Annotated in this window: 12 protein-coding genes and 1 tRNA gene; 3 read left to right on the plus strand and 10 right to left on the minus strand. The window is 60.9% G+C overall.

The genetic code is table 11. The annotated features are described in order from the left end of the window. Window positions 1–353 precede the first annotated feature (353 nt). The 3 genes from EOI86_RS11850 to EOI86_RS11860 all read right to left on the minus strand — a co-directional run bounded on the left by EOI86_RS11850 (window position 354) and on the right by EOI86_RS11860 (window position 2746). Window positions 354–440: transfer RNA gene (locus EOI86_RS11850), tRNA-Leu, on the minus strand. 177 nt (window positions 441–617) lie between these two features. Next, on the minus strand, window positions 618–1307 hold the full coding sequence (locus EOI86_RS11855) for a VPLPA-CTERM sorting domain-containing protein (protein ID WP_127765418.1): 690 nt from the start codon (window positions 1305–1307) through the stop codon (window positions 618–620). A gap of 236 nt (window positions 1308–1543) precedes the next feature. After that, window positions 1544–2746: an aminotransferase-like domain-containing protein gene (locus EOI86_RS11860; RefSeq protein WP_127765419.1), complete on the minus strand. Its 1203-nt coding sequence runs from the start codon at window positions 2744–2746 to the stop codon at window positions 1544–1546. Window positions 2747–2881: 135 nt separating this feature from the next. On the opposite strand from EOI86_RS11860, the gene EOI86_RS11865 reads away from it, so the two are divergent. Then, window positions 2882–3433 carry an Lrp/AsnC family transcriptional regulator gene (locus EOI86_RS11865; RefSeq protein ID WP_127765420.1) on the plus strand — a complete coding sequence of 184 codons (552 nt, stop codon included), beginning with the start codon at window positions 2882–2884 and terminating at the stop codon, window positions 3431–3433. On the opposite strand, the gene zapE is transcribed toward EOI86_RS11865, so the two are convergent. The 6 genes from zapE to EOI86_RS11895 form a co-directional block, all read right to left on the minus strand. After that, window positions 3342–4511, minus strand: a complete 1170-nt coding sequence (gene zapE / locus EOI86_RS11870) for a cell division protein ZapE (protein WP_127765421.1) — start codon at window positions 4509–4511, stop codon at window positions 3342–3344. The two genes, EOI86_RS11865 and zapE, sit on opposite strands and share 92 nt — an antisense overlap. 32 nt (window positions 4512–4543) lie before the next feature. Next, a complete protein-coding gene (locus EOI86_RS11875) occupies window positions 4544–5215 on the minus strand; it encodes an outer membrane protein (protein ID WP_127765422.1) in 672 nt (223 codons plus the stop codon). A gap of 297 nt (window positions 5216–5512) precedes the next feature. Continuing rightward, window positions 5513–6049 carry a translation initiation factor IF-3 gene (gene infC / locus EOI86_RS11880; protein WP_127765423.1) on the minus strand — a complete coding sequence of 179 codons (537 nt, stop codon included), beginning with the start codon at window positions 6047–6049 and terminating at the stop codon, window positions 5513–5515. Window positions 6050–6235: 186 nt separating this feature from the next. Further along, complete coding sequence (thrS, locus tag EOI86_RS11885) at window positions 6236–8215, minus strand: threonine--tRNA ligase (RefSeq protein ID WP_127765424.1); 1980 nt, start codon at window positions 8213–8215, stop codon at window positions 6236–6238. A gap of 317 nt (window positions 8216–8532) precedes the next feature. After that, a complete protein-coding gene (locus tag EOI86_RS11890; RefSeq protein WP_240035646.1) occupies window positions 8533–9495 on the minus strand; it encodes a glycosyltransferase family 9 protein in 963 nt (320 codons plus the stop codon). Between the two features lie 17 nt (window positions 9496–9512). Further along, window positions 9513–10739, minus strand: coding sequence for a glycosyltransferase family 4 protein (locus tag EOI86_RS11895; RefSeq protein ID WP_127765425.1), 1227 nt, complete (start codon window positions 10737–10739; stop codon window positions 9513–9515). 114 nt (window positions 10740–10853) lie between these two features. On the opposite strand from EOI86_RS11895, the gene EOI86_RS11900 reads away from it, so the two are divergent. Further along, window positions 10854–11636: an alpha/beta hydrolase gene (locus EOI86_RS11900; protein WP_161973805.1), complete on the plus strand. Its 783-nt coding sequence runs from the start codon at window positions 10854–10856 to the stop codon at window positions 11634–11636. 26 nt (window positions 11637–11662) lie between these two features. Here EOI86_RS11900 and EOI86_RS11905 read toward each other — a convergent pair whose 3' ends face one another. Then, on the minus strand, window positions 11663–12520 hold the full coding sequence (locus EOI86_RS11905; protein ID WP_127765427.1) for an SDR family oxidoreductase: 858 nt from the start codon (window positions 12518–12520) through the stop codon (window positions 11663–11665). Between the two features lie 197 nt (window positions 12521–12717). Between EOI86_RS11905 and EOI86_RS11910 the strand changes: the two genes are divergently transcribed. Next, the gene (locus tag EOI86_RS11910; protein ID WP_127765428.1) at window positions 12718–13521 is read left to right on the plus strand and encodes a dimethylarginine dimethylaminohydrolase family protein; all 804 of its coding nucleotides are present in this window, start codon (window positions 12718–12720) and stop codon (window positions 13519–13521) included. The last annotated feature ends 24 nt before the right edge of the window (window positions 13522–13545 follow it).

The raw sequence follows: 13545 nt of genomic DNA on the forward strand, positions 1-13545 counted from the left end.
AGTTTATCATGTATTTCTGAAATTTGGCAATAGCGTACCGGTCGGATCGCGTGGTAAGCGCGTTTGAGCCAAAGACATTAAACGCGCGATCATACCTCAGTCCATGGCCACACGTGACGGTAAAGGCGTCAAAGACGAATGGGCTCGCAGGCCCCGGCCACCCGACCTATGCGAAGAAAGCCAAGGCCGCAGATGCCGCCGCCACCCGTCTCAATGGAAAGAAAAGATGGTGCCCCCAGAGGGGCAAAGTTTGAACGCGCCAGAGTTCACAAGGCCGAATGGCCGCCCGAGCTTATGCGAGGAAAGCCAAGGCCGCGGATGCGGCCGCCCGGCGATTGAGGGTTATGAAAAGATGGTGCCCCCGGGGAGACTCGAACTCCCACTTCCGTAAGGAAAACAGATTTTGAGTCTGTCGCGTCTACCAGTTCCGCCACAGGGGCACTCAAAAGGCCGGGGCGCGGTTCGGATTACCGAATACGGCGCCGGGAGGGGTCTAATAGCTTTCCGGGCGCGGGCGGTCAATCCGTCTGTTCGGGGCAACGGTGGAAAACAGGCGTTCAGCGAAAAAAGGCCCGCGCAGGCGGGCCTTTTTCATCAAAACCGCGCCAACGGCCGGGTCAGGCGTTACGCCGCCGCCGAAGGATCAGGAATCCGCAGAGCCCGGACAGCAGAAGCGGCAGGGCGGCCGGGACCGGCACCGAGGTGACCGGATTTCCCCCGTTACCCGTATCGGGGTCGGTCTGCTCGGTCACCACATCGATGCTCGTCAGGGCTCCTTCAAGCGCCATAAGACCTTCCAACGTGTCGAACGTGCCAAACGTAGCGACAATCGACACGAGCGAGCCCTCGCCAAACAGGAAAAGGCCCTCAGCAAAACCGAAATTTCCGTCGGTCAGGGGGTTGGCAATCAAAGCTTCCGGATCGTAGTCGGTGAAGATTGCAAAAAAGATATCGGGAAAGCCCGGCGACGTCTTCGCCAAGATGTTGAACCCATTCCCCGAACCGAAGTTGATCTCAAGATCATTGACCGACGTATCCGTGTAGGTTTGCCCGCCGAGTGTAATACTGCGCGCCACAACGGCATTGGGAATGATTCCGGCCACACCCGAGGGATCGGGATCCGGATTATCGAAATCGATGTCGTAGAAGAACGACCCCGCTGTACCCAGCAATGGAGCGGCCGTTCCGACCGCCTGATCGACCGTGAAATCCCCGCTGTAGCGGAGTGTAATGGCCGATGCCTGTTTTGTGGCGAAACAGCCGATTGCCGTTACCACCGCGATGGCGAAAATAGACCTCATCTTCATGGAAACCCCCTAGACGACGCCGTTTACGCAATACGACTCGCCCCCCGTAAAACAAAAAAGCGCGGCCCAGGCCGCGCAGGAGGGTTTCTACTGCACTCAATCTATTTGGATAGCAATAGATGGATAATTAACACGCGTTAATAGTAGCGTTGACGTAAGTTCCTTTGGCACCTGCAAAAGCGACAACGCCCGTGCGTCGCACAGGCGTTGTTTTCTTCAATTAAGTCGTTTTTGGGTCAGGCGGCGTTCCGGGCCCTGCCCTCAATGACCCCGGCGAGGCGTTGAACCGCCTCGGCTATGGTCGCTTCCGGCACATTGGTGAAGTTGAGGCGCATCGTATTGTGGGCCGGGTTCATGGCATAGAACACATCGCCCGGCACAATAGCGACGCGGGCATCAGCCGCGCGTTGGAAAATGTCGTGTGCGTCGGTGCCTTCCGGGAGTGTTACCCAGACGAACATGCCACCTTCCGGCCGGGTCCAGGTCACGCCGGCCGGCATTTCCGCTTCAAGCGCCGCCAACATGGCGTCCCGCCGGATGCGATACAGGTCCCGCGCGCGCTCAGACGTCTCCGCCTCAACCCCCGTTTCGATCAGATGCAGGGCCGCGTATTGCGTCAACGGGCTGGTGCACAGATCGAGCCCCTGTTTGGAGATAATCAGCCCATGCAACAAGCGCTGCGGCACGACCATCCAGCCCACCCGAAGGGCCGGCGCCAATGTCTTGGAGACGGTGCCGGTATAGATCACGTGGCCATCATAGGGTCCGTCGCCTCCTTGATCGGCGATGGAGATCAGAGAGGCCGGTTGAACGCCTTCATACCGCAAGGCGCCATACGGGTTGTCCTCAATCAGGATTACGTCGTCCCGCTGCGCCGCGGCGACCAATGCCTTGCGTGCGTCCAAGGTCATGGTTTCCCCGGTCGGGTTGCGGAAGTTGGGCAGGCAATAAGCGAATTTCGGCATCGTCTCCGCATCGCTGGAGGGCTTGAATACGGGCGTATTGCCGGACCAATCGATCGCCGTATATCCCGGTTCACGCGGGCGCCAGGCGTCCAATGCACCCAGGAAGGTCGGTTCGTCCAGCGCGATCCGGTCGCCCTTGTTCAGCAAGGTTTGCCCGATCAAGGTGAGGCCCTGTTGGCTGCCGGTGGTGATCAGGACGTTTTCCGCGGTGACGGAACCCGCGCCTTCTTTCCGCATTTGGGCAGCGATCAGCGCGCGCAGCGGTTCGATCCCCTCCGCCGGGCCGTATTGCAGCGATACCGCCGGCGCGCTGCGCGCGACATGGGCGAAAGCATCGGCAACCGCATCACCCGGGAAGAGTTCCGGCGCCGGCAGGCCACCGGCCAGCGAAATGACGTCCGGCCGCGCCCCCAGGCGCAGGAGCACCTTGGTTGCATCGTTGGAAGTTTCAAACCAGTCAGCCAGCTTCGTCATCGCCGTAAATCCCTAAAAACATCGGTTGAAGCGCAAAGATTAATCCCGATGCCCCGGCAAGTGTATGCGAATATCCTGGCGAATTGGATATCATTTGAATAAATTAGTCATCATATTCCTTTTTTGAGACTTGATGTGACTATAGAACTGGATTTGACGGATCGTAAGATCCTTCTATTGCTGCAAAAGGACGCCACCCTATCCACGGGGGAAATCGCCGACCGCGTGGGGCTTAGCCAATCCCCCTGCTGGCGGCGTATACGGCGGCTTGAGGATGCGGGCGTCATCGCCAAGCGCACGGCTTTGCTGGACCCCAAATCGCTGGGCTTTCCCGTACTGCTTTTCGTGGAGGTGAAGGTTCGCCCGCCGACCCCGTCGGTGCAGGAGGCTTTCGAGGAAACCATCCGGCAAATCCCCCGGATCCTTGAATGCTACAAGGTGATGGGCGAACGGGACTATGTGCTGAAAATCGCCGCAAGGTCGATCGAGGACTATGAGGAGAACGTCCACGCCCGCCTGATGCGTATTCCGACCCTGTGGAACATGACCACGACCATGGTGATGTCGACCGTGAAGGCGACGACGGAACTGCCCCTTACGCCTGATCCGCCGCCAGCAGCGCCGCGTCGGCCTCAGCCTTCCGGCGATGAGGCGCATCCATATACTCCGCGGATTGCATCTCCATAAGGCGCGAAACGGTTCGTTCGAATTCGAATGCGTGCCGCCCTGCGGGATAGATATCCTGCGGCGGCGCAGCCGCGGCCATCACGATATTGACCTTGTGCTCATACAACGCGTCGATCAGCGTCATGAAGCGCTTAGCCTCGTTGCGTTTGGATTCGTCCAGTTTCGGCACCCCGTTCAGCACCAGGGTGTGATAGCGGCCCGCGACGGCAATGAAATCCTCGGCCCCGCGCGGCTGTTCACACAATTCCTGGAACGTCATCCAGGCGGTGCCGCGGGCGGCGCGGGAAACCTTGATGGTCCGCCCGCGCAATTCGACCTCGTCCTCCATCACCTGCGCCCCTTCCGTCAAATCATGGAAAGCCTTTTCCAATTCCTTGGTCGAGGCCGGGCCGAGCGGGGCGTGGTAAATCTTGATGCTTTTCAGGCGGATCAGCCGATAGTCGGTGGGCGAATCCAGGTGCAACACGTCCAACTTGCTCTTCAAAAGATCGATGAAGGGCAGGAAATTCGCGCGCTGCAGACCGTCTTTGTAAAGATCGTCCGGCGGCCAATTGCTGGTCGCCACCACAACGACCCCGTCTTGGAACAGGTATTCGAACAAGCGCCCCAGGATCATCGCATCGGCGATATCGGTGACATGGAATTCATCGAAACACAGCAACGTCACCTTTTCCGCCAATTCGGCGGCGATCTTCGGCAGCGGATCGCTTTCCTTGTTCTTGCGGTTCTTCTGTTCCTGACGCCAGGCATGAACCTTGCCGTGAACCTCGATCATGAATTCGTGGAAATGAACGCGGCGCTTGGCCTCCATCTCCACCTCATCGAAGAACAGATCCATCAGCATGCTCTTGCCACGGCCGACGCCGCCGAACATGTACAGCCCCTGTGGCGCCTCGGCGCGGCGGCGGGCAAGGCCCAGGCGTTCCTTCCAGCCCGTCTGGCCGGATTTGGACGCATAGCCTTTCAAGGCATGATGCAGACTCTGAAGTTTTTCCGCGGCCAGTTCCTGCAACGGATCTTCACGCAGGGTGCCGTCGGCTTTCAGCGCACGGTAACGAAATAAAGGGCCGTCCCCCATCGCGGAACACCAACCTTCCTTATGAGTGAGACCTAGAACCGGTAATTCAGGGAAAGGGTCACTTCATTCGACGTATAGTCATCGGATTGGAAACTTTCACCGCCGGCCAAGGTGCCGGTTTCCACTTCACCCAGATTGATGAAACGATAGCCGAGGTCGATGCCGAAACTGTCGCTTACATACCAGGTGAACCCGGCCATGATCCCCAGCGCCAGATTGTCGGTGCTGTTTTCCGTCGTCGTGATGGCGCCGGTGAAATTGTTACGCTCGACCTCGGACGTATTTCGCGCCCAGCCGACCGAAGCCCCCAGATAGGGCACCCAATCGTCCCCGAACTGACGAATTTCCCAGGCCAGATTCACCAGGGCGGTCGTGGTGTTCAGATTGTTCTCATAGCCGATGGTCGGCGGCCCGTTGTCGCGCGCATCGAAATCGAAGCGGAATCGATAGCCGACCTCGAATTCCGCGCGCAGGGGTACATCGCCGAAAGTATACCCCAGAACTCCCCCTGCACCGGCAACCAGGTCCTCACCATTGTTGACCTGGAACGCGGTCATGCCGGTGGAGGTAACGTCCTCTACCTCCGACAGGAAAGAACCAACGCCTTTCAGGCCGATATAGGCCCGCCCCTGGTCCGCCTGTGCGGATCCGACGGATCCAGCCAGAAACACTGCGGCAGCAAGGGCTGCCAAACGACCAATCATATTCCCCACCTCGACCGAAACATTTCAGCCCAACGGTTATGCCGAATATGGCTGCGCCTGTCGAGGATTCCGGCCCACCCCGTGACAGCGAAACACCGAACAGACCTGTCCCCGACCGTAGGCCAAGGGCCGCACAACGCGCGACTGTCACCACGAAAAGCGAAAGGGCCCAGCAATCGGCCGGACCCTTAAACTTAACCGCGCCGCTCACACAGCGTGTACCGGCCGCCTTAAACGGCGGACCGCACAGGACCTGCCGCCATTGGATTAGCCGCTATTCAGTCAGCTGCACGTCTATCAGCGGGGAGCCAACACCATGATCATCTGACGTCCTTCCATGGAAGGACGCTGTTCGACCTTGGCCTTTTCGTCCATTTCGTCGCGAACACGGTTCAGGACTTCCATGCCCAGCTCCTGGTGCGCCATTTCACGCCCCCGGAACCGCAAGGTCACCTTCACCTTGTCGCCCTCTTCTATGAACTTGTGCATGGAACGCATTTTGACGTCGTAGTCATGCTGATCAATGTTCGGACGGAACTTGATCTCTTTGACCTCGATGACCTTCTGCTTCTTGCGCGCTTCGTTCTTCCGCTTCTGGGCTTCGTATTTGTATTTGCCGTAGTCGAGGATCTTCGCCACGGGCGGGTCCGCGTTCGGCGAAATTTCAACCAGGTCCAACCCGGCCTCGAAGGCTAACTTGATCGCCTCCGCGGTCGCGGTGACCCCGACATTCTCTCCCTCAGCGTCAATCAAGCGCACTTCCTGCGCAGTGATGTCGTCGTTTACCCGCGGCCCGTCTTTTGACGGGGGCGGCGCAAAAAATGGCCGTCGTATAGTGTCCTCCTGAAGGCGTCTTCTCGCCTTGCCGTCTTTTCAGAAATCGTACCGTATTATGCGCCCGGTCCCAATCAATTCCTCAAGGGAACCCCCGAAAGGATCCGAAACGCACCTTCGTGAAGCGGCGGCGGCAAGAACCACCGCCATTCCACACGCCGGGCGGTACCCCGGCGCTTCCGCATATCATACCGTACCCGGTATTGTCGCGTCCGTTTTAAGGATAGCGAGTGCGGCGTCAAGCGCAAGGACCTCTTGCGCTTTGCCGCCCAGCCGACGCACGGCGACCGTGCCTTCCTCGGCCTCGCGATTCCCCACGACCAGCATCACCGGCACCTTCATGTGGCTGTGTTCGCGGACCTTGTAGTTGATTTTCTCGTTCCGAAGGTCGGTTTCCACCCGCAAACCGGCCTTCCGGCATGCCGCGGCGACCTGTTCCGCATAGTCGTTGGCATCCGACGTGATCGTCGCCACAACGGTCTGGACCGGGGCCAGCCACATCGGAAAACGCCCGGAATACTGCTCGATCAGGATGCCCATGAACCGCTCGAACGATCCCAGGATCGCCCGGTGCAGCATGACGGGACGGTGCCGGGCGCCGTCTTCGGCGACATATGTCGCGTCCAGCCGTTCCGGAAGCACGAAATCGACCTGCAGCGTGCCGCATTGCCAATCCCGGCCGATGGCGTCGCGCAGCACGAATTCCAGCTTTGGACCATAGAACGCGCCTTCGCCGGGATTGAGCTTCACTTCGACACCGGCGGCCGTCGTCGCATCCATCAAGGCTTTTTCCGCTTTGTCCCAAACCGCGTCTTCCCCGGCGCGCGTGTCCGGGCGGTCGGAAAACTTCACGATGAACTCATCGAAGCCGAAATCGCGATAGATCGACGCCAACAGGTCGATGAACAGCTTCGTCTCGCTTTCGATCTGATCTTCCGTGCAGAAGATATGGGCGTCGTCCTGGGTGAAGGCGCGCACGCGCATCAAACCGTGCAGGGCGCCCGACGGTTCATAGCGGTGGCAGGACCCGAATTCAGCCATCCGCAACGGCAGGTCACGGTAGGACTTGATACCCTGACGGAAGACCTGGACGTGACCCGGGCAGTTCATCGGCTTCAACGCCAGCATACGCCGGTTATAGGCGCGATGCGCCTCGCTGCCGTCCTGCGCGGGCGGATGGTCGGTATCCGTTTCGTCCACTTCGGCAACGAACATGTGCTCGCGGAATTTCTCCCAATGCCCGGATTCTTCCCAAAGCTTCCGGTCGACGAGCTGCGGCGTCTTCACTTCCACGTAACCGGCATCTTCGAGACGGTTGCGCATATAGCGTTCCGCCTGGCGATAGACCGTCCAGCCCTTGGGATGCCAGAAAACGGAGCCCATGGCCTCTTCCTGCATGTGGAATAGGTCGAGTTCGCGGCCCAGTTTGCGATGGTCGCGTTTTTCCGCTTCCTCGATCCGCGTCAGATGGGCCTTCAGCTCCTTCTCCGTCCGCCAGGCCGTGCCGTACAGGCGCTGCAACTGCGGCCGGCTGCTGTCGCCGCGCCAATAGGCGCCGGCCAGCTTCATCAGCTTGAAGGCCTTGGGCAGCTTGCCGGTGGATTCCAGATGCGGGCCACGGCACAGGTCGAGCCACTTTTCCCCCTGACGATAAATCGTCAGCGGTTCCTCGGACGGCAGTTCGCCCACCCACTCGGCTTTGAATTCCTCACCGATCTGATTGAAATAGTCGACGGCATCCGCACGGTCCCAAACCTCGCGCACGATCGGATCGTTGCGGTCGACGATTTCGGCCATCTTCTTTTCGATTTTTTCAAAATCCTCGGTGGAGAAAGGCTCCTCGCGATGGAAATCGTAGTAAAAACCGTCCTCCGTCGACGGACCGAAGGTGATCTGCGTACCCGGAAACAGTTCCTGCACCGCCTGCGCCAGAACGTGGGCGGCGTCATGCCGGATGATTTCCAGCGCGTCTTCGTGATCCTTGGTGACGATTTCGACCTTGCTGTCTTTTTCAATGGGACGACTAAGGTCCCACAGGTCACCCTCTACCTTCACCACCATCGCGGCCTTGGCCAGCCCAGGCCCGATCGAGGCGGCCAGTTCCGCACCCGTCACGGCGCCGTCGAATTCGCGGACGTTCCCGTCGGGAAGCGTGATCGCTACCATTGTTCTATTCCCTAGTTAAGAAAATGAAATTTAGTTCGAAACAGGTGCCCGGGGACCGTCGCGGCAGCATCGATGTCGATGGAACAAGCGTCGGGCGGGCGGTGTCGCAATGACAACGGTTCAGACGACCCCCTCAGGGGGTTCGGGCGCTAGGCGTGCGCATACCGTCATTCAGGGCAAATTCGAACACAACTTTCATCCCGGCAAGACCGTCATTCGAAGGCGGTTCCTCAAACGCGCGCGACTTTAGCGAAAGCCGGTACCAAGTCAAGGGAAGCCGCCCTTAACGGAACATCGCGCGGGGTGTCAGCGGGTTGTCAGCGGGGCTTTAAAGCCGCGAAAACCTGATCCGGCGGCAAAGCGTTCAGGTCCGGCTGCCGCAGGATGGTGACCGAGGGGCCTTTCTGCGCGCACAAGGCCGGGTCGGACGCATGAGAATAGAGCACCACGCTGGGGCAGCCGGAAATCGTGATCAGATGCATCGGCCCGGTATCATTGCCGACCGCGCCCGCGGCCCGGCGCGCCAACGGCGCAATCTGCAACAGACTGGTCTTCCCGATCAGCGACATAGCATCCGGGCAGCGCCGCAGAATGGCGCCTTCGGCCTCGGCCTCGGCCTTGGTTCCCAGCACGACCGGCGTTAACCCGGCGGCCTGCAGCCGGGCGGCCAGGTCGGCGAAATTTTCGGCCGGCCAGCGTTTCTCCGGCCGGTGCGGCGCGCCGCCCGGCGCCAAAAGCACGAAACGATCGGGCAACGTCATCCCGTCTATCCCCTCGTCACCCAGAAAGGAAAGATCGGGAAGCGCGACATCCAGGATGCCCGCGCCCGCCAGTTGTTCCCTCTGCCGGTCGACCGTATGCATCGCGTCTCGGTCCGTATTGGCGTGGGGATGCGACGCACCGGCGGCAATCCCGGACCATAAGGGCCTGTTCGGCCAAAACAGTTTCAGATAGGTGCTGCTGCGATCGGAGGTTTGCAGGTCGAAGACGATCTGCGGGCGGGCGGCGCACAGCATGGTCCGCAAGCGCAGCACACCCGGCAGGTTCCATAAGGCCGGGCGCGGGTCGATCAGGATTGCGTCGAAAAGACCGCTCGCTTCCGCCAGTTTGCGGAAAGGCACGGTTGTCAGCAGGGAGATTTCCGCCATCGGATAGGCTTTACGGATCGCCTGCATCGGGCCAATGGCCTGCAGGAAGTCGCCCAAAGCCCCTAGTTTTATGATCAGGACCCTGTCCGCCGGCGGCGGATGGTTCTCAGCCTGTGCACTGTCGCCGGTCACGGATCGTTCCAACCGGCCTAGCCCATGCGGCGGCGGTCGGCCAATTCGCGATAGACCTCCACCGTCTTGCGGCACATCTCTTCCTTGGTGAAGCGGCGGCGCACATTGTCGATCGCAGCTTCGTGCAGCTTGTCGCGCGCTTCCGTATCGAGGGAAAGCGCCTCGCGCAGCACCGTGGCCACCGAATGCGAATTGCCGGGCTCGAAAAGCCAACCGTTGACACCTTGCTCGATCTGCTCGGGCGCGGCGCCATGCGCGGGGGCGATGACCGGGCGGCCCAAGGCCTGCCCTTCCACAGCCACGCGGCCGAACCCTTCCGGGTCGGTCGATGCGGACACGACGACGTCCGCCAGTTTGTAGGCCGCGGCCATGTCGTTGCAGTCGCCGACAATATGGACACGGCCATCGAGACCTAGTCGCTTCGCTGCGGATTCCAATTCTTCGCGATAGGCGCTGCGGCCCTGGTCCGCGCCAACGAACAGGCAACGGAATTCCAGGTCGGAGATTTCCGGCAAAGCCTGCAACAACAGCATCTGTCCCTTCCAGCGCGTCAGGCGGCCGGACATCAGAATCACCGGCACACCGTCCGGCAGGCGCCATTGCGTCGCCAATTTCACCACGCGTTCGGCGGAAACCGCCTGGGGGTCGAATATCTTCAGATCGATGCCGCGATGGATCACCCGCACCCGTGCCCAATCGATGTTGTAGTGTTCGATCATGTGGTCGCGGATGAAGTCACTAATCGCGATCACCCGGTCGCCTTTGACCATGACGGAATTGTACAGCTTCTTCAGCGGGCTTTCGTAGTTATACGTTGCGTGAAAGGTGGTCATGAAAGCACGGCCGGAACGGCGTGCCGCGTACATCGCGCTCCAAGCGGGCGCGCGGCTGCGGGCATGGATGATGTCCACATTCAGGCGTTCGGCGAGGTCCGCCAGGCGCCCGACATTGCGGTACATGGTGACCAGATTCTTACTGTCCATCGGCAGGTCGAAATGCTCGATCCCGGCGCGGACCAGTTCGCGCACCATCGGTCCGCCGCTGGATGCGACATAGGACCTGAAGCCGGCTTCCTTGGCCGCAAGGGCGACATCAATCGCGCCGCGCTCAGCCCCGCCCGTTACCAGGGCCGGAAGAACCTGCAGAATGCCGGGCGCATCGGCGGACGCCCCGTCAGCCGTGCCCGGCGCGGGTTCCCCGTGTGTCGCGGCCTCGCCCGCAGATGGTGTCGTGGTGTCGCTCATGCTTCAATGGCGGCCGGTCAGCAGCCGCGCCGCTTTGATTGAATCTGGAAAATCCCGGTCATGGTGGCTATAGACCGAAAATTCGGACCACGCGCAAGCCTTAGACAGCCCCTCATGACATTAGAAATTGACCAACCCGACACGATTGCAACACCGGACGGCGCGACCATCGCCTATCGGCACCTGCCGGCCCCGGGACCGAAGGGCGGGCCCGGCCTGCTGTTTTGCTGCGGGTTTCATTCGGATATGGGGGGCAACAAGGCCACCCGGCTGCATGATTTCGCCGTTAGGACCGGGCGGCAATACACGCGATTCGATTATCAGGGCCACGGTGCGTCGAGCGGTGCCTTCCGGGACGGAACGATCGGGACTTGGTTTTCCGACGCCCTTGCCGTGCTGGACCGGGTCACGGCAGGGCCGCAGGTCGTCATCGGCTCCTCAATGGGTGGATGGATGGCGATGTTGCTGGCCCGGGCGCGGCCGGAAAAAGTGGCTGGCCTGCTGTTGATAGCACCGGCGCCGGACTTCCCGGAAAAACTGATGCTGCCTTCTATGCCTGACGAAGTTCGGGCGGCGCTCTATCGAGACGGCGTTTGGGATCGCCCGTCGGAATACGCCGACGAGGATTATCCCATCACCCTGAAATTGATTGAAGAATCCCGCGCACATCACCTGCTGGACGGTGACCTGCTGGCCTTCCACGGGCCGGTGCGCATCATCCATGGGGACGCGGACGAGGTCGTGCCGTTACGCCATGTCCTCAGCATTCCAGCCGCCATCCGGTCAGCGGATGTGGTGACCGAAATCGTCAAGGGCGGCGACCACCGACTGTCCACGGAAGCCGACCTGCTTCGCATGGAAGCCCGGGTGGAAGACTTGATCGCCGCAACGGCCTGATCGCCACCACCGGCTGACGGGCGCGTCTAGAGCATCGCTTTCAGCGCCTGCCGGTAGTCCGGCCAGGCCAGGGTCACGCCCAGTTCATCCTTTATCCGCCGGTTAGAGACCCGTTTGTTATCGCGGTAGAAACTGCGCGCCATCGGCGACAGCTCCGCGTCTTCGAAAGGCACCAGGGGCGGCGGTTCGACCCCCAGCAAGGTGCTGGCATGGGCGATCACTTCCTCCGGCGGCGCTGGGTTGTCATCGCAGCAATTATAGGCGGCCCCCGCATTGGGCCGGTCGATAGAAGCACGGAGGATTGCCGTGATATCGTCCCGGTGAATACGGCTGAAGACCTGCCCCGGCTTGTCGATTCGCCGGGCTTGGCCTTTTTTTACCGTCTCCAACGCATTGCGGCCGGGGCCATAGATACCGGCCAGTCTGAAAAGATGGACCGGCACGCCGGTGTCCCGGCCGAGTTCCAGCCACCCGGCTTCGGCATTTTTCCGGCGTTCGCCGCGCGCGCCCGTCGGGATCAGGTCGGAGGTTTCATCGACCCAATCGCCGTCCCGGTCGCCATAGACGCCGGTCGTCGATAGATAGCCGATCCAAGCCATGCCGTCGGCGGCCGCCCGAATGGCGGCGCCCGCTTCATCGAGGACCGGATCGCCCGCTTCATCCGGCGGGACCGAAGCGAGAAGATGCGTCACCCCGTCGAGCGCGCCGTCCGGCAACGCCATGTCGCGGTCAAATCGAAAAATCGACCAGCCCCGCGCCGAGAGCTCGGATTGTTTTTCCGCGCTGCGGCAGGTGCCGGCGATGGACCAACCTTCAGCCTGCAAGCGCTCCGCCAAGGCGATTGCGGAATAGCCAAGGCCGAAACAGAAAAATCGATTGGTCATGGAATTGTCCTGCCCTCAAAAAAATGCGCGTGATCCGACCCTACGAATTTTGCGCTGCGGGCCCACCTGTCAATAGGACGGACCAAACCCGAATCCCTATCGACTGCAATCCGTTTAATAGAATCGGCTTGATTTCGAGAAGCGCCCGGTGAGACTGCGGGCCGATCAAACGCCCCCAGCGGGTCAGGAGGAAGGCTATGAATCCGGAAGCCAGTTTCCGATTTTCCCACGCGGTGACGCGGCAGCCGGGCAAGAGCGTCGCCCATGGCATCCGCGATGGTGCCGGCCCGGACCCGGATTCAGGCGCCTTTCTGCGCGAGCATGAAGCCTATGTGCAGGCGCTTCGTGCCACAGGGGCCGAAGTGACCGTGCTTGAGCCGCTTGAGGATTTTCCAGACTCGGTCTTCGTCGAAGACCCCGCGCTCTGCGTTGCAGGCGCGGCCATCATCCTGCGCCCTGGCGCGGAATCCCGATTCGGCGAACGTGACCCGATGCGCCGCGCGCTCGACGAAATCTTCACCCGCGTGATCGACCTGCCGGAAGGCGGTTTCGTGGATGGTGGCGACATCCTGGTCACCGGAAGAGAAGTCCTGATCGGCCTGTCGGCGCGGACGGACGAGGCGGGTGTTGCGCAGCTCGACCGGATCCTGGCGGAATTGGGCGTGCCGCTCCGCATCGTCCAGACCCCGCCCGAAATTCTGCATTTCAAGACCGGCTGCGGGTTACTGGATGCCGAAACGATCTTCGCAACGGCGCCCTTGGTCCGGTCCGGCTGTTTCGACGGGTATGAGGTTGTCGAATGCCCGGAAGGCGAAGAGCCGGCGGCGAACCTGATCCGCGTCAACGATACGGTTTTCCTGGCGAAGGGGTTCCCACGTACGGCGGCATTGCTGCGGGAAAAAGGCTATGCGGTTACGGAACTGTCCGTCGCCGAAGCGGCCAAGCTGGACGGCGGCTTGTCTTGCATGTCCCTTCGCTTTACGCCTGACCCCAGCAGTTAAGGCCCTGGAACAGGGATAGGCATG

This window comes from Hwanghaeella grinnelliae, from assembly GCF_004005845.1.
GTDB lineage: Bacteria > Pseudomonadota > Alphaproteobacteria > UBA8366 > Aestuariispiraceae > Hwanghaeella > Hwanghaeella grinnelliae.

Excerpts from the sequence above, each read along its gene's own strand:
- EOI86_RS11895 (WP_127765425.1), bottom strand. The coding sequence starts at position 10,739 with ATGAGCGACACCACGACACCATCTGCGGGCGAGGCCGCGACACACGGG.
- zapE (WP_127765421.1), bottom strand. The coding sequence starts at position 4,511 with ATGGGGGACGGCCCTTTATTTCGTTACCGTGCGCTGAAAGCCGACGGC.
- EOI86_RS11875 (WP_127765422.1), bottom strand. The coding sequence starts at position 5,215 with ATGATTGGTCGTTTGGCAGCCCTTGCTGCCGCAGTGTTTCTGGCTGGA.
- EOI86_RS11905 (WP_127765427.1), bottom strand. The coding sequence starts at position 12,520 with ATGACCAATCGATTTTTCTGTTTCGGCCTTGGCTATTCCGCAATCGCC.
- EOI86_RS11900 (WP_161973805.1), top strand. The coding sequence starts at position 10,854 with ATGACATTAGAAATTGACCAACCCGACACGATTGCAACACCGGACGGC.
- EOI86_RS11855 (WP_127765418.1), bottom strand. The coding sequence starts at position 1,307 with ATGAAGATGAGGTCTATTTTCGCCATCGCGGTGGTAACGGCAATCGGC.
- EOI86_RS11910 (WP_127765428.1), top strand. The coding sequence starts at position 12,718 with ATGAATCCGGAAGCCAGTTTCCGATTTTCCCACGCGGTGACGCGGCAG.
- thrS (WP_127765424.1), bottom strand. The coding sequence starts at position 8,215 with ATGGTAGCGATCACGCTTCCCGACGGGAACGTCCGCGAATTCGACGGC.
- EOI86_RS11860 (WP_127765419.1), bottom strand. The coding sequence starts at position 2,746 with ATGACGAAGCTGGCTGACTGGTTTGAAACTTCCAACGATGCAACCAAG.